This window comes from Pseudomonas fluorescens (genome assembly GCF_001307275.1).
GTDB lineage: Bacteria > Pseudomonadota > Gammaproteobacteria > Pseudomonadales > Pseudomonadaceae > Aquipseudomonas > Aquipseudomonas fluorescens_AA.
In genome coordinates this window covers 4,372,580-4,394,504 of record NZ_CP012831.1, presented here as the reverse complement: position 1 = coordinate 4,394,504, position 21,925 = coordinate 4,372,580, and the positions used below count along the sequence as shown (strand labels likewise).

Genomic DNA, 21,925 nt, shown 5'->3' with positions numbered 1-21,925 from the left:
CACAGGGGGCTGCGGTGCCTTGTGGGAGCGAGCTTGCTCGCGATGAAGTCGACTCGGTCCCTCTGACACACACCTACCATGCCCAACACCCACTGCCCCGACTGGGCCACCGCCCTGCTCAACGGCTTCAGCCAAGTCTTTCTCCAGCGCCATCCGCTGTGCGGCCTGCTGTGCCTGTTGGCGATTCTGCTCACGGCGCCCGCCCTGTTCGGCGGCGCGTTGCTCGGCGGTGTGGCCGGGTTGTTGACGGCCCAGCGACGCGGTTACCCCAAGGCCGACCGGCAAGCCGGACTGTTCAGCTACAACGGCATCCTGCTGGGCTTGCTGCTGAGCCTGGCGTTGCCCTGGTCCGTCCTGTTGCCACCGTTGATCATCGCCGCAGGTGGCCTCAGCGCGATACTGACCCAGCAATGGCTCAAGCGCACCCGAGGCCCTCGCTGCCTGCCCGCCTACACCGCGCCCTTTGTCGGGCTGGCCTGGCTGCTGATGGGTTTCACCTTGCCGCAGCCCGCCGCCACCTCGATTGAAATGACCCTGCCCAACCTGCTGGCCGCTCATTTGAGCGGACTGGGCCAGGTCATGTTTCTCGGCCATCCAGCGGCTGGCGCGCTGATCGCCGCCGGGCTGCTGCTGGCCAACCGGCGCGCCGGTGCTTGGGCATTGTTCGCTTCCGCGGTCGGCCTGGCCTTCACCCTCTCGCAGCATGAAAACGCATCCGCCCTGTCCGGGCTGGGCGGCTATAACCCGGTGTTGGTGGCGCTGGCCCTCAGCCAACAGCGCCGCCCATGGCTGCCGCTGATGGGCATCGTCCTGGCAATCATGCTCACGCCAGGCTTTAACGCCCTCGGCCTGCCGCCCCTGACAGCGCCGTTCATCCTCGCCTGCTGGCTGATCCAGGCCACCGGCCGGGCGTGGCGCCAGGCCAGCCTCGACATCGCGCCTTGCGCTGTACGGGGCAATCCCCCTAGGCTTCGCTGATTCCGGTTCAGGCGAAGATTATGCAAAGCAGCGACAACTGGCGTGAACGCCTCTACGTGATCATTTTCCAGACCGACACCGTGGCCGGCCGGCGCTTCGACAGCACCCTGCTGTTGATCATCCTCGCCAGCCTGGTGATCGTGATGCTCGACAGCATCGACAGCGTGCACAAGCACTATGCGGCCCTGCTGGCGGCTATCGAGTGGGGCTTCACGTTCATCTTCATCGTCGAATACGGCCTGCGCCTGTACTGCTCGCCCAAGCCGCTGCGCTATGCCTTCAGTTTCTACGGCCTGGTGGATCTTCTGGCGATCGTGCCGGGGATCCTGGCGCTGTACTACAGCGATGCCCAATACCTGTTGATCATTCGGATCATCCGCATGCTGCGGATTTTCCGCGTGCTCAAGCTCAGCCCTTACCTCAAGCAAGCCAACTACCTGATGGCGGCGCTGCGCGGGAGCAAGCAGAAAATCATCGTGTTCCTGGTCAGCGTCTCGACCCTGGTGACCGTCTTCGGCACGCTGATGTACGTCATCGAAGGCCCCGAGCACGGTTTCACCAGCATCCCCAAGGGTATCTATTGGGCTATCGTGACACTGACCACCGTAGGCTTCGGCGACATCGTGCCCAAGACACCCCTGGGCCAAGTGGTGTCGTCCCTGGTGATGATCACCGGTTACTCGATCATCGCCGTGCCAACGGGTATTTTCACGGCTGAACTGGCCACGGCCATGCGCGGTGACCAGCTCAAGCACGATTGCCCGGTGTGCAGCAAAAACAACCACGAACACGGCGCCGCTTTCTGCTCCCGTTGTGGCAATGCACTGTTTAAGAAATTGGAATAAGCAAAGCACTTTTTGATGCTTGAAGGTCTATAGGCATGCAGCTAGTGTGCTGGCTAATTGCCCGGAATCCCCGTTCAAATAAAAAGGAATTCGTATAAGTGAAGAACTTCTTTGGCGCCTCCCTTCTCGCCGTTGGCCTGACCTTCGGCAGCCTGGCCCACGCCGCCCCGACCCTGCTTAACGTTTCCTACGACGTCATGCGCGACTTCTACAAGGACTACAACACAGCCTTCCAGAAGCACTGGCAGGCCGAGCACAACGAAAACATCACCGTGCAAATGTCGTTCGGCGGCTCCAGCAAGCAGGCGCGCTCGGTGATCGACGGGCTGCCGGCGGATGTCATCACCATGAACATGGCCACCGACATCAACGCCCTGGCGGACAATGGCAAACTGGTGCCCGAGAACTGGGTCACCCGCCTGCCGAACAACAGCGCGCCGTTCACCTCGGCCACGGTATTCATCGTGCGCAAAGGCAACCCGAAAGCACTGAAGGACTGGCCCGACCTGCTCAAGGACGGTGTGCAGGTGATCGTGCCCAACCCGAAAACCTCCGGCAACGGTCGCTACACCTACCTGTCGGCCTGGGGTTATGTGCTGAAAAATGGCGGTGACGAGAACAAGGCCAAGGCCTTCGTCGGCAAACTGTTCAAGCAGGCGCCGGTCCTGGACACTGGCGGTCGCGCCGCGACGACCACCTTCATGACCAACCAGATCGGTGACGTGCTGGTGACCTTTGAAAACGAGGCGGAAATGATCGCCCGCGAGTTCGGCCGCGATCAGTTCGAAGTGATCTACCCAAGCGTTTCCGCCGAAGCCGAGCCACCGGTGAGCGTGGTCGACAAAGTCGTCGAGAAGAAAGGCTCCCGCGAAGCGGCAGAGGCCTACCTCAAGTACCTGTGGTCGCCCGAAGGCCAGGAAATCGCCGCCGCCAACTACCTGCGCCCACGGGACCCGGCAGTACTGGCCAAATACACCGACCGCTTCCCGAAAGTGGACTTCCTGTCCGTGGAAAAAACCTTCGGCGACTGGCGCACGGTGCAGAAGACTCACTTCAATGATGGCGGGATTTTCGACCAGATCTATAGCGGCCAGTAAGGCTCGACTCGCCTCAAAGCCAGGCTGTCAGCCAAGTCCAAACCTGTGGGAGCGAGCTTGCTCGCGATAACGGTCTGTTCTGCATCAATGATGTTGGAATGAAGCCGCTATCGCGAGCAAGCTCGCTCCCACAGGATCTGATCGTTACCATTAATCCCCGGCATGTCTGATATCAGCCGCAAAGCCTGTTCCTGAGCCCTGCAAGTCTTTAGCCTCACGCCATCCTTTCAATTGATCGATGAGATTGCCATGAGTGCTCATTCACCCACCTCGCCCGGCAGCACCCTGACCCGCGGCATGGTCCTGCTCTTCGCCTTCTGCTGCGGCGCCATTGTCGCCAACATCTACTACGCCCAACCCATCATCGAACTGATCGCACCCGATGTCGGCCTGAGCAGCACCATGGCCAGCCTGATCGTCTCGCTGACCCAGATCGGTTATGCCCTGGGCCTGTTTTTCCTGGTGCCGTTGGGTGACTTGCTGGAAAACCGTCGGTTGATGATTCTCACCACGCTGGTGGCGATTGCCAGCCTGTTGGGGGCGGCGTTCACTGACCAGCCGAATGTGTTCCTGCTGGTCTCGTTGCTGGTGGGATTCAGTTCGGTGTCGGTGCAAGTCCTGATTCCGCTGGCCGCGCACCTGGCACCAGAGGAATCCCGGGGGCGGGTCGTCGGTGGGATCATGGGCGGCCTGCTGCTCGGGATCCTGCTGGCGCGGCCGGTCTCCAGCGTCGTGGCCGATCACTTTGGCTGGCGGGCCATGTTCATCATCGCTGCCGCGTTGATGGCCGCGATCAGCATCGTCCTGGCGCTGACCGTGCCCAAGCGCCAGCCCGACCACAGCGCCTCTTATGGTCAACTGCTGGGTTCGCTCGGCACCCTGCTGCGCCAACAACCGCTGTTGCGCCAACGGGCGTTCTACCAAGCCTGCATGTTCGCCACGTTCAGCCTGTTCTGGACCGCCGTGCCGCTGGAACTGTCACGCAACCACGGCCTGTCCCAGACTGAAATCGCCCTGTTCGCCCTGGTCGGCGCCATCGGTGCCATCGCCGCGCCCATCGCCGGTCGCCTGGCGGATGCCGGCCATACCCGCAACGCCTCGCTGCTGGCGATGCTGTTCGCCAGCCTGAGTTTCCTGCCGGCGTTCATCCAACCGCTCTACAGCGTGATCGGCCTGGCGGTGACCGGCGTGGTCCTGGACTTCTGCGTGCAGATGAACATGGTCCTGGGCCAGCGCACCATCTACGCCCTCGACGCCAAGAGTCGCAGCCGGCTGAATGCGCTGTACATGACCAGCATCTTCGTCGGCGGCGCCTTCGGCTCATCGATTGCCAGTGCGGTGTACGAGCACGGCGGCTGGTTGTGGGTGGTGATCGTCGGCAGCGCCTTTCCGCTGTTGGCCTTGCTGCGCTTCTTGAGTGCCTCGCACAAGCCGTCCCTGGCCACGGCCTGAAACCCCACCCATAAAAATGCCCGGTCGCTCGAGGCGACCGGGCATTTTCATGGAGCGGTCAAATCCGCACGTTGCCACGCGGCCCGGCAATCGCCCAGATGATCAGGCCCAGGACCGGCAGCAGCAGGATCAGCAGCACCCAGAGAATTTTCATCCCGGTTTCCGCGCCACTCTTGAGTACATTGATGATCGCCCAGATATCGAGCGCCAGGATAATCAGGCCGACCAGGCCGTTGAAGGTGGAACCCATGGTGTCGCTCCCAAATGGTGATAGGCACCCTTAGGATAGCGGGCCCCTGGCAAGGGTTCCGTTTTATTGCTTCAGACGTGGACCGCGACCTTGAGAGCTTCCAAGGCCGGCGCGGCGGCGATGCCGACTTCGGTACACAGTTCCAGCACCCGCGGCACGTCGTTGCCGTACACCAGCACCATTTGCAATTCATCGTCGAGCAACTGGCTGAAGTTCATCAGCACGTAGCCGCCGTTTTCCTTGTTCAGGCTGCTCATCTGGATCTGGATGCGGTTGAGCGCGGTCAGGGCTTCGGTTTTCGCCAGCTGCTTGGGCTTGAGATTGAACGCTACGCCAGGGCCGAACGAAGCGACGATCTGCTCGAACAGATCCACGTAGGTGTCGGCCTGGAACAGCACGGTGTCCGGCAGGCTGCCCACCACCACCCACTCACCCAACGGGATCGGGAATGTGTCGTCGTAGTTGATATCGGGGTTGGCGGCCAGGAAAGCCGTCGGATCGGCGTAGGCCTGGGCCGCTTCGTCAGCGATTTTCGCGATGTCCGCCTCGCCGAGGCAGCCGGAGCTGATTTTACCGATGAGTTCGATGAGGGCGGCTTTCATGGGGGTGAATCCTGTGGCGAAGGGTGTCTTGAGGGCGGGCAGGATAGCGCATCACATCGGTCGAGTCAGGCGTGGCGAGGGAGCTTGTTCCCGCTCGACTGCGAAGCAGTCGTAAACCCGCTAAACAGCGGTAAACCTGACAGGTTGCGGTGGCTGGATTTTGGGCTGCTGCGCAGCCCAGCGGGAGCAAGCTCCCTCGCCACAAAAGCCGTCGGGATCTGCTCGGACCTTTCAGCCCAACATCTTTTCCAACTGCGCCGTGGTGTCTACCGCGCCCATGGTCCTGGCGGCATCGAGGGCCGAGACGCCGTTGGCGTCCTTGGCTTTCGGGTCGGCGCCTTTGCCGATCAGGTAGTCGACGATTTCCACCCGGTTGAACATCGCCGCCATCATCAAGGCGGTACGGCCATCGAAGGACGCGCCTTCCACTTGCGCGCCGCCGTCCACCAACGCCGAGACCACTGCCAGGTCGCCCTTGAACGCCGCGCCGGCAATCGGGCTCTGGCCGTTGTCGTTGCGGATTTCCGGATCGGCCTTGTGCTCCAGCAGCACTTTCACCGTTTCCACATGCCCGTGGTAAGCGGCCAGCATCAACAGGGTGTCGCCCTTGTGATTGCGCAGGTTGGGCGGCAGGCCCTTGCTCAGGAGCGCGGCCATCATGGCCGCGTCGCCCTGGCGTGCGACGTTGAACACCTGCTCGGCAAACTCGGCAGCCTCTTCCGGGGTCATCTGGCGGCTTGTATCGGACATGGGAAACTCCACTCGGGTCTTCGCAAAGCGGCTAGTTTCCCGAGGGACCCGGGCGCTGTCATCCCTTTTTTCACTGTGCCCGCCATAGCCAGAATCAATAACGCAATTGTCCGCCCTGGATCCGCACCGCGAGTTGCCGGTCCACCCGCACGTACGTATCGGTACCCGGCAACCAGGCATAGACCGGCTCATCCCCAGCGACGCACGGGTCGAACCCTTCAGCCTTGAGGCGCGTCTTCTGGTACTTGAAGGTGCCGGTGGTGTCCATCTTCACCTTGATGCGCAGGAACAGCGGCACGGCATAGGCGGGCAACTTGCATTGCAAGAATTGCAGCAGCTCGCTGAAGTCCAGGGTCGCCAGGGATTCGGCCGGGGTGATCGCCGCCATGCCGGCACGGCCATTGGTGCCATTGATCTCCACGCCATAAGCCACCGCCTCAGCCACCTGCGGGTGTTGCAGCAAGACGTTTTCGACTTCCGTGGTGGAGACGTTTTCGCCTTTCCAGCGATAGGTGTCGCCGAGGCGATCGACGAACTGCCCATGCCCGAAGCCGATGTTGCGCAGCAGGTCTCCGGTGTTGAAATAACGGTCGCCGGGCACGAAGACATCCCGGCAGATGGTTCTTTCGGTCAAGGCTTGCTCGGTGTAGCCGTCCAGTGGCGCCTTCTCGTCGATCCGCGCCAACAGCAGGCCCGGTTGGCCCTTGGGCACTTTTTGCATGCGACCTTGCAGGTTGCGCAACGGCAGGCCGCTGGCATGGTCGTACTGCACCAATTCCCAGCCCATCAGGGAGAACCCGACGGTGTTGTCGAAATTCAGGATGTTGGTGAAACCGATATTGCCGTCGCTGGCCGCATACAGCTCGCAGATGTGATCGATGCCGAAACGCGTCTTGAAGGCCGACCAGGCCCCGGGCCGCAGGCCGTTGCCGATCATTTTCTTCGCACCGTGGTGGCGGTCATCGGCAACGACGGGTTGGTCGACCAGGTAGCGGCACAACTCACCGACATACCCCAGTGTGGTCGCCCGGTAACGGCGTACGTCGCTCCAGAACTGGCTGGCGCTGAACTTGCGTCGAATCGCAAACCCTGACGCGCCACAAATCGCCGCCCCCCAACACACGCACAGGCCGGTGGCGTGGTACAGCGGCAAGGTGCAATAGACGACATCGTCGGGCTGCATGTCCAGGGCGATCAGGCCGAAGCTGGTGGAGGTGCGCATCCAGCGACCATGGCGAAACACCCCGGCCTTGGGCAGCCCGGTGGTGCCCGAGGTGTAGAGGTAAAAACACGGATCGTTGCAGAAAACCTCCCGGCTGCACGCCGGGTTATCGTCCGGGTAAGCCTCGCAACCGGCCATCAGGTCGACGAAACCAGACGGCACATCGACGCCATCCTGATCCGCCAGCCACCAGGTCCTGTCGCTCGGCAGTGCGGTGCGCGCTCGCACATCGTTGAACGCCGCGACCCGCTCATCCCCGACCAGCACCGCGATCGGGTTGACCAGGGCCAGGCTGTGCACCAGCGCATCGCCGGTTTGCGAGGTGTTGAGCATGGCACTGACCGCGCCGACCTTGGCCATCGCCAGCACGCTGATCAGCAACTGCGGCCGGTTCTCGACGAATATCGCCACACAGTCGCCCTTGCCGATGCCTTGGGCCAACAGGTAATGGGCGATGCGATTGGCCTGCCCGTTGACCTGTGCATAACTCAACACCGTATCGCCACACAGCAGCGCCGGGCCCTGGGGATTGCGTCGGGTGGCCTGTTCGAAACACCAGCCCAGGCCACAAGGTTGGGTCGGGTCCAGGACATTGGCCAGCTTCCTGCCCTTGACGATCCGGGGAACGGCTCTGGCGATGGCTGGCAGCTTGCGCAGCATCATGCCCCAGGTAATGGCGTCGCTGGGTGTACGACTCATGGTGATCTTCCCCGTTCGACCTCGTGGGTCTCGGTTCTTGTTATCGGGCTGGCGGTGATTTTGGCTCGAAAGTACGCCGGCGGTCGCAGCGCTGTACATGCGGTTTTTGCAATGTTTTGTATCTGCTGCCCGAGGGAGGCGAAGCGTGAGCGCCGGAAAACGATTTGGTTCCAAATATCGTTGCCCGACCACGCAAAATGCAGGATGCACGATGGCCGTTCATGCAAGATGCACGAAAGCGAAAATAGAGAAAAAACATAACACGTTGTTTTTAAAGTACTTTTTTAAATGCTAAATGCTGGCACAGACAGTGCAACCACCCCTCCACGGTTTGCCACACCATGGAGCAGTCAACTATGAACATGATTCAAGAAAAGTTTGCATCCCTGTTTTCCAACTACGAAGTGACCACCCAGCCCCGCCCGGATGGCGGCATTCTGCTGACCTTGCGCAATAGCGACGGCAAGCTGTTCAAACGCACGATTTCCTACGCTCAATTGCACGCGGGGGATCAGTTGTCCTGGGCGATCAGCGCGATCCGTCGCGACTTGGCCGAACAAGCCAGCGAGTTGCCCCAGATCACGCTGCTGCAGAGTCAGCATCGGTTTGCGCTGCCGACTTACCATAGCGCTTGAGTCTGCCGGAAACTCGCGTCGCTGTTGACTGGGAAAACGGCGCTTCTTTCAGAAATGGGAAGCGCCGTTTTTTTGCGTCTTGAAAAAGCCCGCCGTGTTCCGGGCGATGGGCGGGCATCTCCGTTCGACGGTACCGGCCGCTCACTTTTGAACGCAGGTCAGTCTTCCAGGCGAGGAAACCGGCGAGCGATATCATCGCCGGTGAACTCAGCAGCCACCCCCTGGGAATCACCAGACAAACGGATCGAAACAAAATGCGGCCGCTCCCCCTTGTCAAACCAATGCGGCGTACCGGCAGGCACCGTTATCAAATCGTTCCTTTCACACAGCACCGCATAGACATAATCGCCAAGGTGCAGGTTAAACAACCCCCGACCGCTGACGAAAAATCGTACCTCGTCCTGGCCATGGCGATATTCATCAAGCCACTCGGCCTGCGGCTCGACCTGTTCGGTGTGATCGCTGCTCACGCTGACCACATCGACCGCAACGTAACCGCGCTCAGTCATCAACGCATCGATCTGAGCCTGGTAAGCCGCGATGATGTCCTCCTCACGGGCCCCCGGCTGAATGTTCGCCGCCGCTTCCCAGCGATCGAAGCGAACACCTTGTTCCGCCAGGGTCGCGGCAATGTCCTCGAAATGGGTCAACACCTTGTTCGGAATGTCAGGGCTCGAGACGTGATAAACGGACAGGCTGCTCATGACAATGGCTCCAGCAAATTAATGGTTCGAAGGCTCATGGCCGGTCCTCTTGCATGCGTGTCGCAATGATAACGGCTGCCGCGAAGGCGGCGAGGCTGGCGAGGCTGAACGTCCAACTGGCGCCCAGGGCGTTCCAGCTGTAGCCGGAGTACAACGCGCCCAAAGCCCCGCCCGTACCGGCCAGCGCGGCATACAGCGCCTGCCCCTGGCCTTGCTGGCGAGGACCGAAGCTGCGTTGCACGAAATGGATGGCCGCGGCGTGAAAGCTGCCGAAGGTCGCCGCATGCAGCACCTGGGCGAACAACAACACCCAGAGGAACTCGGCCAGCGAGCCCAGCAACAGCCAGCGCAACGCCGCCAACAGGAAACTCGCCAGCAGTACCCGGCGCACGGAAAACCGCGCCAGGATCCGGCTCATCAGCAGGAAGACCAACACTTCCGCCACCACACCGACCGCCCAGAGCAGCCCGATCAAGCCACGACTGTAGCCCAGGCGTTCGAGGTGCAACGTCAGGAAGGTGTAATACGGCCCGTGGCTCACCTGCATCAGGCCCACGCAGGTGTAGAACGCCAGCACGCCAGGGTTGCGCAGTTGCCGCAGGAAGCCCTCCCCCGCGACTCGTGGCCCCTGCAATGGCTGGGCGTTGGGCACCCAGAAGCTGGCAAGGACGATGCCGGCCATGATCAACACCAGCGCCACCGGGTAGATGTCCAGGCTCAGCCATTCGAACAAGCGACCGAGCACGACCACGGTGATGATGAAACCGATGGAGCCCCACAGGCGGACCTGGCTGTAGCGCGAGGCCTGCCCGCTCAAATGGGCCAGGGTGATGACTTCGAACTGCGGCAACACCGCGTGCCAGAAGAACGCATGCAGCGCCATGACCATCGCCAGCCAGGCATAGCTTTTATCGATGAAGATCAGCGAGAAGGTCAGCAGCGTGCAGATCGCGCCGAACCGCACGATCGCCAGGCGTCGGCCGGTGTAATCCCCCAGCCAGCCCCAGATGTTCGGCGCCACGCAGCGCATCAACATCGGGATCGCCACCAACTCACCGATGCGCGCCGCGTTGAAGCCCAGGTGATCGAAATACAGCGCCAGGAACGGCGCCGTCGAACCGAGCAGGGCGAAATAGAACAGGTAGAAGCTGGAGAGCCGCCAGTACGGCAGTGCCGCCATGGTCGTCAGGCCACGGCGGCTGGCAGGCCGGCCATCAAAGTTGCCCCAGCACCGGGGTGCTGACGCGGACGTCGGCGTTCTGGCCGCGATGACGCAGCAGGTGATCCATCAGCACGATGGCCATCATCGCCTCGGCGATGGGCGTGGCCCGGATGCCGACGCACGGGTCATGACGGCCCTTGGTGATCACATCGACAGGGTTGCCATGGATGTCGATGGAGCGTCCCGGCGTGGTGATGCTGGACGTCGGTTTCAAGGCCAGGTGCGCCACGATCGGCTGGCCCGAGGAAATGCCGCCGAGGATACCGCCGGCATTGTTGCTGAGGAAACCGTCCGGAGTCAGTTCGTCACGGTGCTCGGTGCCACGCTGGGCGACACAGGCGAAACCGGCGCCGATCTCCACGCCTTTCACCGCATTGATACTCATCAGCGCGTGGGCCAGCTCGGCGTCGAGGCGGTCGAAAATCGGCTCGCCCAGGCCCGGCATCACCCCTTCGGCGACCACGGTGATCTTCGCACCGACCGAATCCTGATCCCGGCGCAGTTGGTCCATGTAGGCCTCGAGCTCCGGCACCTTGTCCGGGTCGGGGCAGAAGAAAGCGTTCTGCTCTACCGAATCCCAGGTCTTGAACGGGATTTCGATGGGCCCCAACTGGCTCATGTAGCCACGGATGACGATGCCCTGGCTGGCCAGGTATTTCTTGGCGATCGCACCGGCCGCCACGCGCATGGCGGTTTCCCGGGCCGAGCTGCGGCCGCCGCCGCGGTAGTCGCGCTCGCCGTATTTGTGGTGGTAGGTGTAGTCGGCGTGGGCCGGGCGGAACAGGTCCTTGATGGCCGAGTAGTCCTTGGACTTCTGGTCGGTGTTGCGGATCAGCAAGCCAATGGCGCAGCCGGTGGTGCGCCCTTCGAACACCCCGGACAGGATTTCGACTTCATCGGCTTCCTGGCGCTGCGTGGTGTGGCGGCTGGTACCGGGCTTGCGGCGGTCCAGGTCACGCTGCAGGTCGTCTAGGGAAATCTCCAGCCCCGGCGGGCAGCCGTCGACAATGGCGACCAACGCCGGGCCATGGCTTTCGCCCGCGGTGGTGACAGTGAACAGCTTGCCGTAGGTATTGCCGGACATGCAGGGTGCTCCGTGAAAAACGCTGAGAGACTCAACCTTGGATTCGTAGTGGGCGCCAGTATACGCAGGCTCCCCGCGTAGTTCATCCTCGAACCTTATCGGCGGCCACCAGTCCAACCGGCACCTTCGCAACTAATGGCGTGATGATGTTAAAGCTGCTTGCCCTAAGCCTTACCTTGTTTACCGGCCTGTTTTCCTGCCTGGCCCAGGCCACGGTGCTGCAACGCCCCATCAGCCTCGACACCGGCAGCGGTGAGCTTTTCGGCTCGTTGCTGCTGCCCAAGTCCGACACGCCGGTGCCGGTTGTCCTGATCATTTCCGGGTCCGGTCCTACGGATCGCGACGGCAACAACCCCGAGGGCGGGCGCAACGACAGCCTCAAGCGCCTGGCCTGGGTGCTGGCCAGGCACAACATTGCCAGCGTGCGCTATGACAAACGTGGTGTGGCCGCCAGCCTCGCGGCGACACCGGACGAGCGCAACCTGAGCGTCGAGGCCTATGTGGCCGATGCCGTGGCCTGGAGCCACAAGCTCGCCGCCGATCCACGCCTGGGCCCGTTGATTTTGCTGGGCCACAGTGAAGGCGCGTTGATCGCCAGCCTCGCCGCGCCCCAGGCCAACGCGGCAGCGGTGATTTCGCTGTCCGGCAGTGCCCGGCCGATCGACCAGGTATTGCGCCAACAACTGAGCAACCGCCTGCCGCCGCCGTTGATGCTGCGCAGCAATGAGCTGCTCGACAGCCTCAAGGCCGGTCGGCTCGACAGCAACGTGCCGGCGCAACTGCAGGTCATTTTCCGCCCCAGCGTACAACCCTACCTGATCTCGCTGTTCCGCCAGGACCCGGCCCGGGCCTTCGCCGCGTTGCAGATGCCGGCCTTGATCATTCAGGGCAGCAACGATATCCAGGTCGGTGCCGATGATGCCCGGCAGTTGAAAGCCGCCAAGCCCGACGCTGAACTGGCGCTGATCGAGGGCATGAACCACGTGATGCGCATCGTGCCCAACGACGTGAAACGGCAACTGGCCTCCTACAAGGACCCCAACCTGCCCTTGGCGGCCGAACTGGGTACGCGGATTTTGCGTTTTATTGACTCGTTAGCCGCGCGTTAGGCGGTTTTAGTCGATTTAGCTTCAGTACTGGCAAAAACAGCCGATAACCCGGTGTCGGATAGCGCAATGGCTACCGACCCGCCGGCCTGGACAGGATTTTGCCGTTATGACTGAAACTCAAGCTTCCCCCGACACCGCTGCCGAAGCCCCCGCCTCGTCTGCGGTGGAGCTGCCGTGGGCCGACGTGCATACCGAGCATCACAAAATGCTCCGCCTGGCGCCGCTCAAGACCGACCGCGCCACCGGTGTGCGGCCGCTGCGGTTTGTCGAGTTCAGCTATGTCGAGCGCCACAGCAAGGAACGCAGCCTGCTGCGCATGAGCATCCAGCTGCCGAACCAGCGGGTGCGCAAGGAACAGAATCACCTGGATGTCTGGGCCGACCACGTCGAAAAACGCCTGTTCTTTTCGCCGGAAAACCTGCAGATCGAGCCGTTGAATCGTGGCATCGGCCGTTTCCTCGCGGCCCAAGGGATTACCTGGGCCAAGAAACGCTGGTCGGCCTACCGGGTCGAGGGCTCCGACCTGGATAACAAGGACGCCCTGAACGAAGACACTCGCCTGCGCCGCGACCGCTTTCTCAAGGCCCAGGGTTTCGAGGTGGCCTACGCCGACGCCCAGCACCTCAAGGGCAGCATCAAGCCGGCCCAGGTTGGCGATTTGGTCGGGGACTGGAACACCGAGAAGCTGCAGTTCGTGACCATCCTCGAAGCCGCGCAAATGCTGCAACAAGCCGAGCAGAACCTGGCGGAACAGGAAGTCAAACTCAAGCAGCAGGAAGAAAAGGTCACCAAGTTCAAGCGCGAAGACGCCGGCCTGCGCTTCACCATCACCTGCCTGGTGGCCTTTGCCATGTTCCAGGCGGGGTTGCTGATCTGGATTGCGACGCGCCATTGAACTCAATAGCGCATGAGTAACCCTGTGGGAGCGAGCTCGCTCGCGATAGCGATGGATCAGTCAACTGCAATGTGGCTGATCCGACACCATCGCGAGCAAGCTCGCTCCCACAGGGGTGTATCCGGATGGATAAGAGGGATCAAACCCGCGAAGCGAACAACCCCTGGTGCTGGCGGCACTGCTCGGCGCTGAGCATGAACACGCCATGGCCGCCGCGCTCGAAGTCGAGCCAGGCGAAATCGACTTCCGGGTACAGCGCCTCGACGTGCACCTGGCTGTTGCCGACCTCGACAATCAACAATCCCTTCTCGGTCAGATGATCGGCCGCCTCGGCCAGCATCCGGCGAACCAGGTTCAAGCCATCATCGCCACAGGCCAGGCCCAGCTCTGGTTCGTGCTGGTATTCCTGCGGCATGTCAGCGAAGTCTTCTGCATCGACGTAGGGCGGGTTCGACACGATCAGGTCGAAACGCTGCCCCGGCAAACCGTCGAAACCATCGCCCTGGACGGTGAACACGCGCTCATCGACGCCATGGCGCTCGATGTTCTGGTTGGCCACTTCCAGTGCTTCGAACGACAGGTCGGCCAGCACCACCTCGGCCTCCGGGAATTCATAGGCGCAGGCAATGCCGATACAGCCGGAACCGGTGCACAGGTCGAGAATCCGTGCCGGCGCCTGGCCCAGCCAAGGCTCAAAACGCTTTTCGATCAGCTCACCGATGGGCGAGCGTGGAATGAGCACACGTTCATCGACGATGAACGACATTCCGCAGAACCAGGCCTCACCCAACAGGTAAGCCGCCGGGATGCGCTCGGCAATACGCCGACGCAGCAGACGTTGCACATGGACCAACTCTTCGTCTTCAAGACGGCAGTCCAGGTAGCTATCGGCAATTTCCCACGGCAGGTGCAACGCGCCCAACACCAGTTGCCGGGCTTCGTCCCACGCATTGTCGGTGCCATGGCCGAAAAACAGATCCTCCCCATGGAAACGGCTGACGGCCCAACGGATATGGTCGCGCAGGGTACGGAGACGGGAAGTGATCACGGCGGCAAACTCCAGAAAAATCGACGGGCGAGTCTACCAGCCAAACGCGGCCCCACCCAAACGCGCCTTGTTGACGAACGAAAAGCGCCGGACCAATCGTAGGATTTATCCGTTTTTTGCACCATCTATTGAACAGGACGAGCATCTTGACAAGGCTGTAGGCCAGCAACGGCGGCCCTTGCGATGGAAGCGATTCACAGAACCGCTCAGCCAGAGGAGAATGTCGCAAAAGCCCCACTCGAAGGAGCCCCAGAATGTCCGTTCCAAAAACGATGTTTCAACTCAGCGGCCGTGGTTATGCAGCGGCCAATCTGAGTCAAGCGACCTTGATCATCATCGATGCCCAGAAGGAATACCTCGCAGGGCCCCTGGCCCTGAGCGGCATGGATGCAGCCGTCGCGAACATCAAGCAACTGCTCGGCGCGGCCCGTGCAGCCGGTCGCCCGATCGTGCATGTGCGCCACCTGGGCACCCATGGCGGGCTGTTCGATCCACAAGGCGAACGCGGGGAATTCATTTCCGGCCTCGAACCCCAGGGCGACGAAACCGTGGTCGAAAAGTTGCTACCCAGCGCCTTCCACGGCACCGAACTGAAAAAGCGCCTGGAAGATTTCGGCCCCCTGGACCTGATCGTGTGTGGGTTCATGAGCCACTCCAGTGTCAGCACCACCGTGCGCGCTGCCAAGAACCTGGGCTTTCGCTGCACCCTGGTGGAAGACGCCTGCGCCACCCGCGACCTGCCTTACAAGGGCGGCGTCCTCAGCGCCGAACACGTGCAGCAGACCGAAATGGCGATCATGGCCGACAACTTCGCCACCCTGGCCTTGACCCGCGACTTCACCTGATGCGCCTCGATGAGCGGCCCGTCCTGCCGCTCATCCGCAAAAGCCTCTCATTTGCCGCAATTGCCCTACCTTCAGGAACAACCCGAATATCTTCCGGTCGAAGGGCCGATACCCATTGAGGAAGGTCGGAATGAAGTTATCCGATGGTTTTGACGCACGTCGCTTGCGGCCCAAGGGCCCGAGCAACTGGCGTTTTCGTTTTGGCGCGGCGATCGCTGCGCTCCTGGCAACACTCGGTGTCCTGCTGGCCATGGCCGGTGCGGCCAGCCTGCTGGGCCGTCCACCCGCACTGGGCGAGTTGAATGCCACCCCGCTGGGTTCGGCGATCATCCTGGCAGCCGGTCTTGTCGTACTGCTATTGGGCGTCTGGCTCTGGCGCCGCTGCCGCCGTCGCGCCCGCCAATCCCTGGAGCTGGCCATGGCTCCACACCTGATGAAAAAGCACGACTGATCCGCCACCCGACGTTTTGTCGCGCCTGATCCCGCCAGAGTTGGGTAAACTGGTCGGCTTCGCGGAGGCTGACATGCAAGACGACGACTTTTCCCTGTTCAAAAGTGCGATCCAGGGCGTAAAACCGATCAAGCACGACCGTGCCGAGACCGGCAAGCCCAAGGCCGATCGCGCGCAAATCGCCAAGCTGCGCCAGGCCGCCACCGTGCGCACCGACGCCACGACTGTGGACGGACTGTCCGATCAGTTCGTGATCGACGTCGGGCCGGAAGACGAGTTGATGTGGGCGCGCGACGGTGTCCAGGAAAGCCAGATGCGCAAGCTGAAGGTCGGCCAGATCCCCTTCGAAGGCAGCCTCGACCTGCACGGCATGAGCGTCGAAAAGGCCCGGGAAACCCTTTGGGCGTTCCTGGCCGAAGCCACTAAATTCGAAATCCGCTGCGTGCGCGTCACCCATGGCAAAGCCGTACGCCTGGATGGCAAGCGACCGATGATCAAGAGCCACGTCAACACCTGGTTGCGCCAGCACCCGCAAGTGCTGGGCTTCACCTCCTGCCAGGCGAAACACGGTGGCGCCGGGGCGGTCTACGTGATGCTCAAGCGCACCATGATGGAAGGTCGCGACGAATAGCCTTCGCTTGCCGAGCTTGCAGCGCCGTGTCCGCCACCGTACCCTTGCCCTTTGCGAAAAATCCCACAGGTAGCTTCATGTCTCTGGAACAGAATTACACCGCGATTCTCGGCCAACTGGGCGAGGACGTTTCCCGCGAGGGCCTGCTCGATACGCCCAAGCGCGCTGCCAAGGCCATGCAGTACCTCTGCCGCGGTTATGAACAAACGCTGGAAGAAGTCACCAACGGTGCCTTGTTCAGCTCCGATAACAGCGAGATGGTGCTGGTCAAGGACATCGAGTTGTACTCGTTGTGCGAACACCACCTGCTGCCTTTCATCGGCAAGGCCCACGTGGCCTACATCCCGAGCGGCAAGGTGCTGGGGTTGTCGAAAGTCGCGCGCATCGTCGACATGTATGCGCGGCGCCTGCAGATCCAGGAAAACCTCAGCCGCCAGATCGCCGACGCGGTCCAGCAAGTGACCGGCGCCCTGGGCGTGGCGGTGGTGATCGAGGCCAAGCACATGTGCATGATGATGCGCGGTGTGGAAAAGCAGAATTCTTCGATGATCACTTCGGTGATGCTCGGCGAGTTCCGGGAAAACGCCGCCACTCGCAGCGAATTCCTCAGCCTCATCAAGTAACCCATCCCAAGAAAAGAACCGGCATGCATCGCCGGTTTTTTTTCGCCGGTGAAAAATCAGGTAAGCTGCGCGCCCTCTTCTTCCCCGCCGCGAGGCTGAATACCGTGATCGTCAAAGCGCTTCGAGTTGGCTTGGGCCAGCTCATCATCCTCATCGACTTCATCACCCGCCCCGGCAAGAAACAACGCCCGGCCGAGGCCCAGGCGCAGGTCGACCAGGCCGCCCGCAGCCTGACGCTGTATCAATTCCACGCCTGCCCGTTCTGCGTGAAGACCCGCCGCACCTTGCGCCGCCTCAACGTACCGGTGGCCCTGCGCGATGCGAAGAACAACGCGCAGGATCGCCAGGCGCTGCTGGAACAAGGCGGCAAGATCAAAGTGCCGTGCCTGCGTATTGAAGAAAATGGCGAGAGCACCTGGATGTATGACTCCAAGGTGATCATTGAGTATCTGGATAAGCGGTTCTCTGCAGCCTGAGCATTTTCTACTGTGGCTACTGGCCTCATCGCGAGCAAGCTCGGCTCCCACAGGGGATTTGTGGATGATTGCAGATTTTCAATCAACACCGGCCCCCTGTGGGAGCCGAGCTTGCTCGCGATGAGGCCCGGACAGCCACCACAAAGCCCCCTGATATCAAGCCGCTTTTGCAGCCAACGCCTCCCGCACCACCCCCGCCAACCGCTTGAGCCCTTCATCCAGCCGCGCCGGGTCGATGTGGCTGAAGTTCAAGCGCAAGTGCCCCGGATGCTGGTCCGGCTCCGGGAAGAACGGCTCCCCCGGCATGAACGCAACGTCGGCCGCCAGCGCGGCGGCGAGCAAGGTGCGGGTGTCCAGCGGTTGCCTGAGGGTCAGCCAGAAAAACAACCCGCCCTGGGGCACGTTCCAGTCCGCGATATCAGAGAAATGCTTTTGCAACGCCGCCTGGAACCGGTCGCGACGGTCCCGGTAGAAATCCCTCAATTCACTCAAATGGCTGCGGTACTGTTCGGTACCGATCCATTGCAGCGCCTGCCACTGACCGATGCGGTTGGTGTGCAGGTCCGCCGACTGCTTGAGCCGCAGCAGGTGCGGGAACAAATCCGGACTGGCGATCAGGTAGCCCACCCGTAGCCCCGGCAACAGGGTTTTCGACACGGTACCGGTATAGATCCAACTGGCCTTCTTCAAGCGACTGACGATCGGCGTGGCACTGCCGCCATCGAACGTCAGCTCGCGGTAGGGTTCGTCCTCGATCAGGGTGACGCCAAACTCGTCCAGCAGCGCCGCCACGGCATCGCGCTTGGCTTCGCTGTAGCGCACCGCCGAGGGGTTCTGGAACGTCGGAATCAGGTAGATGAACGCTGGCCGATGCTGCTCCAGGCGGGCCCGCAACTGGTGCAGGTCGGGGCCGTCGGCCTCCAGGGGCACGGTGATGCAGTCGGCGCCGAACAGTTGGAAGATCTGCAACGCCGCCAGGTAGGTCGGCGCTTCGAGCATCACTTCAGTGCCCACGTCGATGTGCAGCTTGGCCGCCAGGTCGAGGGTTTGCTGGGAGCCGCTGACCACCAACACCTGACTCGCCTCACAGGCCACACCCAGCCCCCGCGCCTGGGCCGCCAGGGCTTCGCGCAGGGCCGGTTCGCCTTCGCTCATGCCGTACTGGCCCATGGATAACGGCATGGCCGCCCATTCCACCTTCGGCAGCATGGCTTCGGCCGGCAGGCCGCCGGCGAACGACATCACTTCAGGGCGCTGCGCCGCCGCGAGGATTTCTCGAATCAAAGAACTTTTGAGGCGCGAGACACGTTCGGAAAAAGCCATGGGGGTCACCTGTAGCGGGTCGCTGGAAAAATGAGTCAAACTGATTGACTGAAATTACTCCGACCTCTCTGGATACGTCAATATGATTGACCTTAAAAACCCGACTTCCCAACAAATGGCCATGGAAGCGTTTTTCTTCGGTTACCAGGCGTTCACCGCCAAGGCCGATGAAATGCTCGAACGTCGTGGGTTGAGTCGGGTCCACCAGCGCATCGTTTTTTTCATCGCCCGCTACCCGTCCTTGAGCGTGAAGGAATTGCTGGCGCTGCTCGGGGTGAGCAAGCAGGCGCTGAACATGCCGTTGCGGCAGTTGATGGAAATGCACCTGGTGAACAGCGTCGCGTCCGAGACTGACAAGCGCAAGCGGCTGTTGGAACTGACGGCCGAGGGCGAGCGGTTCGAACAGGCGTTGCGGCGTGAGCAGGTGAAATTGCTGGAGCGGGTGTTTGCCGAGGCTGGGGAGGCGGCGGTGAATGGGTGGCTGGCGGTGAACCTGGCCCTGGGCAAGTCTGGCGACTGAAGGCGTCTGACCCGACGCTATCGCGAGCAAGCTCGCTCCCACAGTGGGACGGTGGTGAAGACAAGACTTGGCTTCACCCATGAACCCTGTGGGAGCGAGCTCGCTCGCGATAGCGCCCGCAAGGGCGATATATCCCTATCGCCAGACATTTCGTCGACAACACAGAAAACATTATTTGCATTATTTGTATACAAAAGCATAATTCGCTTCGTGCGAGTTCCTGACCAACAGGTCAACATACTTCGCCAGCCTTACCTGCCTCAGCGCATCGCAGCCACCCCAGGGCGTTTGCGGTGCTGGAAATAACAATAAGACTCTTGAGGAGTACTCGCTGTGGAAAGCCGCAAACCCGAAGCCCGGACGCTGGACCTCTCGCCGCCACTACGCAGTGGCTGGCTGGAACGCCTCTTCAAACTCAGCTTGCATGGCACCACGGTGAAGACCGAGCTGATTGCCGGCCTGACGACCTTCATCACCATGGCCTACATCATCTTCGTCAACCCCAACATCATGGCCGACGCCGGCATCGATCACGGTGCCGCGTTCGTCGCCACCTGCATCGCCGCCGCCCTGGGCTGCCTGTTGATGGGCCTGTACGCCAACTGGCCAGTGGGCCTGGCACCGGGCATGGGCCTGAACGCCTTCTTCACCTACACCGTGGTCGGGACCATGGGCTACAACTGGGAAACCGCGTTGGGCGCAGTGTTCATTTCCGGTGTGCTGTTCATGATCCTGACCCTGTCACGGGTGCGCGAGTGGCTGCTCAACAGCATCCCAGTGAGTCTGCGGTTCGCCATGGGTGCGGGGGTCGGGTTGTTCCTCGGGCTGATCGGCCTGAAAACCGCCGGGATCATCGTCGACAGCCCCGCGACCCTGATCAAGCTCGGTTCGTTGCGTGAGCCCGGTCCGTTGTTGGCTGCGGTGTGCTTCCTGATGATCGCCGTGCTCAGTTATCACCGCGTGTTCGGGGCGATCCTGATCAGCATCATCGCCGTGACCCTGGCCGGTTGGGGCCTGGGGTTGGTGCAGTACAACGGCGTCATGTCGACCCCACCCAGCCTGGCCCCGACCTGGATGGCGATGGACGTGGCCGGGGTGTTCAATGTCAGCATGATCAGCGTGGTGCTGGCCTTCCTGTTCGTGCACATGTTCGACACCGCTGGCACCTTGATGGGCGTTGCCCAGCGCGCCGGGCTGGTGAAAGCCGATGGCAAGATCGAGAACCTGTCCCGCGCCTTGAAAGCCGACAGCGCCTCCAGCGTATTCGGCGCCATGGTCGGTGTGCCGCCGGTGACCAGCTACGTGGAAAGTGCCGCCGGTGTGGCCGCTGGTGGCCGCACGGGGCTTACCGCCGTGACCGTCGGTGTGCTATTTATTGCCGCCATGTTCTTCGCACCGCTGGCCGGGATGATCCCGGCCTATGCCACGGCCGGGGCGTTGATCTACGTGGCCATGCTGATGATGGGCGGCATGGCCCATATCGAATGGGACGAACCGACCGACAGCATTCCGGCCATCGTCACGGCCATCATGATGCCCCTGACGTTCTCGGTCGCCGACGGTATCGCCCTGGGGTTCATCACCTATGTGGTGCTCAAGGCCGGCACCGGTAAACACAAGGAAATTTCCGTCAGCCTGTGGGTGCTCTGCGCGATCTTCATCGCCAAGTTCATCTTCTTGTAAGCGATACCGTATCCACCCCGCCTCACCCCTTGGGTGAGGCTTTTGTCCATCAGGAGCAAAGCAATGAATCTGGAAACCTGGCTGTTGTTCAGTGGCGCCGCCTTGGTGGTGATCCTTATCCCCGGCCCGCTGTCGCTGTTGATGATCGGCAACAGCCTGAACTACGGCCTGCGTCGCTCGTACCCGGCATTCCTCGGTGGGGTGATCGCGTCGATCTGCCTGCTGAGTGCCTCGGCGTTGGGGCTCGGTGCGTTGTTGCTGGCGTCGGAACAATTGTTCAGCGCCCTGAAAATCGTCGGTGCCCTGTACCTGTTCTACCTGGCCTGGCAGAGCTGGCAGCAGTCGCGGCAACCTGCCCAAGGCGCCGAAGTGCCCCAGGCCGCCGCGGTGCCACGTTTCCGCGCGTTGTTCGGCCGGGCGTTCGTGCTGGGTGCCAGCAATCCGAAAGACATCCTGTTCTTTGCCGCTTTCCTGCCGCAGTTCCTGAGCGCCGAACAACCCTTCCTGCCGCAACTGCTGATCATGATCGCCACCTGGACCGTACTCGACCTGCTCTGCAAACTGGCCTACGGCCTCGGCGCCCACGGCGCGGCGCGCTATCTGCGTACCGGCAAGGGCCAGAGCTGGTTCAATCGGATCAGCGCGGGCCTGTTTGGCGGCGCGGGTGCAGCCTCCTTAATGTCCACCCACTGAGCCCTCGGCATTGCGAATGCCTTTGTGTGCGGCATTCGCAAAACATCGCAACAACCCATCGATATACAGCACTCGGGAAAACACCTTA

24 protein-coding genes are annotated in these 21,925 nt (G+C 61.8%); 15 read left to right on the top strand and 9 right to left on the bottom strand.

The window, feature by feature from the left end; translation table 11 throughout:
• The first annotated feature begins 78 nt into the window (after positions 1 to 78).
• The 4 genes from AO356_RS19620 (at position 79) to AO356_RS19605 (ending at position 4,372) form a co-directional block, all read left to right on the top strand.
• Positions 79 to 978 (top strand): urea transporter, encoded by a 900-nt coding sequence (locus tag AO356_RS19620; protein WP_060741144.1) that lies wholly within the window; start codon positions 79 to 81, stop codon positions 976 to 978.
• Between the two features lie 20 nt (positions 979 to 998).
• On the top strand, positions 999 to 1,823 hold the full coding sequence (locus AO356_RS19615) for an ion transporter (protein ID WP_060741143.1): 825 nt from the start codon (positions 999 to 1,001) through the stop codon (positions 1,821 to 1,823).
• 98 nt (positions 1,824 to 1,921) lie between these two features.
• Positions 1,922 to 2,920, top strand: coding sequence for a sulfate ABC transporter substrate-binding protein (locus tag AO356_RS19610; RefSeq protein WP_060741142.1), 999 nt, complete (start codon positions 1,922 to 1,924; stop codon positions 2,918 to 2,920).
• A 249-nt stretch (positions 2,921 to 3,169) separates the two neighbouring features.
• Positions 3,170 to 4,372: an MFS transporter gene (locus AO356_RS19605; protein WP_060741141.1), complete on the top strand. Its 1,203-nt coding sequence runs from the start codon at positions 3,170 to 3,172 to the stop codon at positions 4,370 to 4,372.
• Positions 4,373 to 4,430: 58 nt separating this feature from the next.
• Here the strand turns inward: AO356_RS19605 and AO356_RS19600 are convergent, their stop codons facing one another.
• The 4 genes from AO356_RS19600 to AO356_RS19585 all read right to left on the bottom strand — a co-directional run bounded on the left by AO356_RS19600 (position 4,431) and on the right by AO356_RS19585 (position 7,895).
• The gene (locus AO356_RS19600) at positions 4,431 to 4,622 is read right to left on the bottom strand and encodes a PLDc N-terminal domain-containing protein (RefSeq protein WP_003204476.1); all 192 of its coding nucleotides are present in this window, start codon (positions 4,620 to 4,622) and stop codon (positions 4,431 to 4,433) included.
• A gap of 71 nt (positions 4,623 to 4,693) precedes the next feature.
• Positions 4,694 to 5,224, bottom strand: coding sequence for a hypothetical protein (locus AO356_RS19595; RefSeq protein ID WP_060741140.1), 531 nt, complete (start codon positions 5,222 to 5,224; stop codon positions 4,694 to 4,696).
• 231 nt (positions 5,225 to 5,455) lie between these two features.
• The gene (locus AO356_RS19590; RefSeq protein WP_060741139.1) at positions 5,456 to 5,974 is read right to left on the bottom strand and encodes an ankyrin repeat domain-containing protein; all 519 of its coding nucleotides are present in this window, start codon (positions 5,972 to 5,974) and stop codon (positions 5,456 to 5,458) included.
• A 94-nt stretch (positions 5,975 to 6,068) separates the two neighbouring features.
• Positions 6,069 to 7,895: a long-chain-acyl-CoA synthetase gene (locus AO356_RS19585; protein WP_060741138.1), complete on the bottom strand. Its 1,827-nt coding sequence runs from the start codon at positions 7,893 to 7,895 to the stop codon at positions 6,069 to 6,071.
• A 356-nt stretch (positions 7,896 to 8,251) separates the two neighbouring features.
• On the opposite strand from AO356_RS19585, the gene AO356_RS19580 reads away from it, so the two are divergent.
• Complete coding sequence (locus tag AO356_RS19580) at positions 8,252 to 8,530, top strand: DUF3509 domain-containing protein (protein ID WP_003204481.1); 279 nt, start codon at positions 8,252 to 8,254, stop codon at positions 8,528 to 8,530.
• Positions 8,531 to 8,688: 158 nt separating this feature from the next.
• On the opposite strand, the gene AO356_RS19575 is transcribed toward AO356_RS19580, so the two are convergent.
• Genes AO356_RS19575 through aroC form a run of 3 tightly spaced genes read right to left on the bottom strand, consistent with a single transcriptional unit; the run spans position 8,689 to position 11,540 of the window.
• Entirely contained in the window at positions 8,689 to 9,234 is a 546-nt protein-coding gene (locus AO356_RS19575; protein WP_060741137.1) for a 1,2-dihydroxy-3-keto-5-methylthiopentene dioxygenase, read from the bottom strand.
• Positions 9,235 to 9,268: 34 nt separating this feature from the next.
• Entirely contained in the window at positions 9,269 to 10,414 is a 1,146-nt protein-coding gene (locus tag AO356_RS19570) for an MFS transporter (RefSeq protein ID WP_060741136.1), read from the bottom strand.
• Positions 10,415 to 10,448: 34 nt separating this feature from the next.
• Positions 10,449 to 11,540, bottom strand: a complete 1,092-nt coding sequence (gene aroC, locus AO356_RS19565) for a chorismate synthase (protein WP_060741135.1) — start codon at positions 11,538 to 11,540, stop codon at positions 10,449 to 10,451.
• Positions 11,541 to 11,683: 143 nt separating this feature from the next.
• Between aroC and AO356_RS19560 the strand changes: the two genes are divergently transcribed.
• A complete protein-coding gene (locus AO356_RS19560; RefSeq protein WP_060741134.1) occupies positions 11,684 to 12,649 on the top strand; it encodes an alpha/beta hydrolase in 966 nt (321 codons plus the stop codon).
• Between the two features lie 106 nt (positions 12,650 to 12,755).
• Positions 12,756 to 13,544, top strand: a complete 789-nt coding sequence (locus tag AO356_RS19555) for a hypothetical protein (RefSeq protein WP_060741133.1) — start codon at positions 12,756 to 12,758, stop codon at positions 13,542 to 13,544.
• Between the two features lie 139 nt (positions 13,545 to 13,683).
• On the opposite strand, the gene prmB is transcribed toward AO356_RS19555, so the two are convergent.
• The gene (gene prmB, locus AO356_RS19550) at positions 13,684 to 14,592 is read right to left on the bottom strand and encodes a 50S ribosomal protein L3 N(5)-glutamine methyltransferase (RefSeq protein ID WP_060741132.1); all 909 of its coding nucleotides are present in this window, start codon (positions 14,590 to 14,592) and stop codon (positions 13,684 to 13,686) included.
• A gap of 254 nt (positions 14,593 to 14,846) precedes the next feature.
• Between prmB and AO356_RS19545 the strand changes: the two genes are divergently transcribed.
• The 5 genes from AO356_RS19545 (at position 14,847) to AO356_RS19525 (ending at position 17,618) form a co-directional block, all read left to right on the top strand.
• Entirely contained in the window at positions 14,847 to 15,437 is a 591-nt protein-coding gene (locus AO356_RS19545) for a cysteine hydrolase family protein (protein WP_060741131.1), read from the top strand.
• A 130-nt stretch (positions 15,438 to 15,567) separates the two neighbouring features.
• Positions 15,568 to 15,888 (top strand): hypothetical protein, encoded by a 321-nt coding sequence (locus AO356_RS19540; protein WP_060741130.1) that lies wholly within the window; start codon positions 15,568 to 15,570, stop codon positions 15,886 to 15,888.
• Between the two features lie 73 nt (positions 15,889 to 15,961).
• Positions 15,962 to 16,519 carry a Smr/MutS family protein gene (locus AO356_RS19535; RefSeq protein WP_003204497.1) on the top strand — a complete coding sequence of 186 codons (558 nt, stop codon included), beginning with the start codon at positions 15,962 to 15,964 and terminating at the stop codon, positions 16,517 to 16,519.
• Between the two features lie 77 nt (positions 16,520 to 16,596).
• On the top strand, positions 16,597 to 17,142 hold the full coding sequence (gene folE, locus AO356_RS19530) for a GTP cyclohydrolase I FolE (RefSeq protein ID WP_003204506.1): 546 nt from the start codon (positions 16,597 to 16,599) through the stop codon (positions 17,140 to 17,142).
• Between the two features lie 104 nt (positions 17,143 to 17,246).
• Positions 17,247 to 17,618, top strand: coding sequence for a glutathione S-transferase N-terminal domain-containing protein (locus AO356_RS19525; RefSeq protein ID WP_060743151.1), 372 nt, complete (start codon positions 17,247 to 17,249; stop codon positions 17,616 to 17,618).
• Between the two features lie 156 nt (positions 17,619 to 17,774).
• On the opposite strand, the gene AO356_RS19520 is transcribed toward AO356_RS19525, so the two are convergent.
• Positions 17,775 to 18,941 (bottom strand): PLP-dependent aminotransferase family protein, encoded by a 1,167-nt coding sequence (locus AO356_RS19520; RefSeq protein WP_060741129.1) that lies wholly within the window; start codon positions 18,939 to 18,941, stop codon positions 17,775 to 17,777.
• 82 nt (positions 18,942 to 19,023) lie between these two features.
• Between AO356_RS19520 and AO356_RS19515 the strand changes: the two genes are divergently transcribed.
• The 3 genes from AO356_RS19515 (at position 19,024) to AO356_RS19505 (ending at position 21,837) form a co-directional block, all read left to right on the top strand.
• Positions 19,024 to 19,461 carry a MarR family winged helix-turn-helix transcriptional regulator gene (locus tag AO356_RS19515; RefSeq protein ID WP_060741128.1) on the top strand — a complete coding sequence of 146 codons (438 nt, stop codon included), beginning with the start codon at positions 19,024 to 19,026 and terminating at the stop codon, positions 19,459 to 19,461.
• A gap of 333 nt (positions 19,462 to 19,794) precedes the next feature.
• On the top strand, positions 19,795 to 21,144 hold the full coding sequence (locus AO356_RS19510; protein WP_060741127.1) for an NCS2 family permease: 1,350 nt from the start codon (positions 19,795 to 19,797) through the stop codon (positions 21,142 to 21,144).
• 63 nt (positions 21,145 to 21,207) lie between these two features.
• Positions 21,208 to 21,837 carry a LysE family translocator gene (locus tag AO356_RS19505; protein WP_060741126.1) on the top strand — a complete coding sequence of 210 codons (630 nt, stop codon included), beginning with the start codon at positions 21,208 to 21,210 and terminating at the stop codon, positions 21,835 to 21,837.
• Positions 21,838 to 21,925: the final 88 nt, after the last annotated feature.

What these genes read in the sequence shown, in the direction of transcription:
- AO356_RS19570 (WP_060741136.1), bottom strand. Translation starts at nt 10,414, where the DNA reads ATGGCGGCACTGCCGTACTGGCGGCTCTCCAGCTTCTACCTGTTCTAT.
- AO356_RS19605 (WP_060741141.1), top strand. Translation starts at nt 3,170, where the DNA reads ATGAGTGCTCATTCACCCACCTCGCCCGGCAGCACCCTGACCCGCGGC.
- AO356_RS19595 (WP_060741140.1), bottom strand. Translation starts at nt 5,224, where the DNA reads ATGAAAGCCGCCCTCATCGAACTCATCGGTAAAATCAGCTCCGGCTGC.
- AO356_RS19505 (WP_060741126.1), top strand. Translation starts at nt 21,208, where the DNA reads ATGAATCTGGAAACCTGGCTGTTGTTCAGTGGCGCCGCCTTGGTGGTG.
- AO356_RS19590 (WP_060741139.1), bottom strand. Translation starts at nt 5,974, where the DNA reads ATGTCCGATACAAGCCGCCAGATGACCCCGGAAGAGGCTGCCGAGTTT.
- AO356_RS19620 (WP_060741144.1), top strand. Translation starts at nt 79, where the DNA reads ATGCCCAACACCCACTGCCCCGACTGGGCCACCGCCCTGCTCAACGGC.
- AO356_RS19515 (WP_060741128.1), top strand. Translation starts at nt 19,024, where the DNA reads ATGATTGACCTTAAAAACCCGACTTCCCAACAAATGGCCATGGAAGCG.
- AO356_RS19545 (WP_060741131.1), top strand. Translation starts at nt 14,847, where the DNA reads ATGTCCGTTCCAAAAACGATGTTTCAACTCAGCGGCCGTGGTTATGCA.
- AO356_RS19555 (WP_060741133.1), top strand. Translation starts at nt 12,756, where the DNA reads ATGACTGAAACTCAAGCTTCCCCCGACACCGCTGCCGAAGCCCCCGCC.
- AO356_RS19535 (WP_003204497.1), top strand. Translation starts at nt 15,962, where the DNA reads ATGCAAGACGACGACTTTTCCCTGTTCAAAAGTGCGATCCAGGGCGTA.
- aroC (WP_060741135.1), bottom strand. Translation starts at nt 11,540, where the DNA reads ATGTCCGGCAATACCTACGGCAAGCTGTTCACTGTCACCACCGCGGGC.
- AO356_RS19580 (WP_003204481.1), top strand. Translation starts at nt 8,252, where the DNA reads ATGAACATGATTCAAGAAAAGTTTGCATCCCTGTTTTCCAACTACGAA.
- folE (WP_003204506.1), top strand. Translation starts at nt 16,597, where the DNA reads ATGTCTCTGGAACAGAATTACACCGCGATTCTCGGCCAACTGGGCGAG.
- AO356_RS19540 (WP_060741130.1), top strand. Translation starts at nt 15,568, where the DNA reads ATGAAGTTATCCGATGGTTTTGACGCACGTCGCTTGCGGCCCAAGGGC.
- AO356_RS19615 (WP_060741143.1), top strand. Translation starts at nt 999, where the DNA reads ATGCAAAGCAGCGACAACTGGCGTGAACGCCTCTACGTGATCATTTTC.
- AO356_RS19520 (WP_060741129.1), bottom strand. Translation starts at nt 18,941, where the DNA reads ATGGCTTTTTCCGAACGTGTCTCGCGCCTCAAAAGTTCTTTGATTCGA.
- AO356_RS19575 (WP_060741137.1), bottom strand. Translation starts at nt 9,234, where the DNA reads ATGAGCAGCCTGTCCGTTTATCACGTCTCGAGCCCTGACATTCCGAAC.
- AO356_RS19560 (WP_060741134.1), top strand. Translation starts at nt 11,684, where the DNA reads ATGATGTTAAAGCTGCTTGCCCTAAGCCTTACCTTGTTTACCGGCCTG.
- AO356_RS19585 (WP_060741138.1), bottom strand. Translation starts at nt 7,895, where the DNA reads ATGAGTCGTACACCCAGCGACGCCATTACCTGGGGCATGATGCTGCGC.
- AO356_RS19600 (WP_003204476.1), bottom strand. Translation starts at nt 4,622, where the DNA reads ATGGGTTCCACCTTCAACGGCCTGGTCGGCCTGATTATCCTGGCGCTC.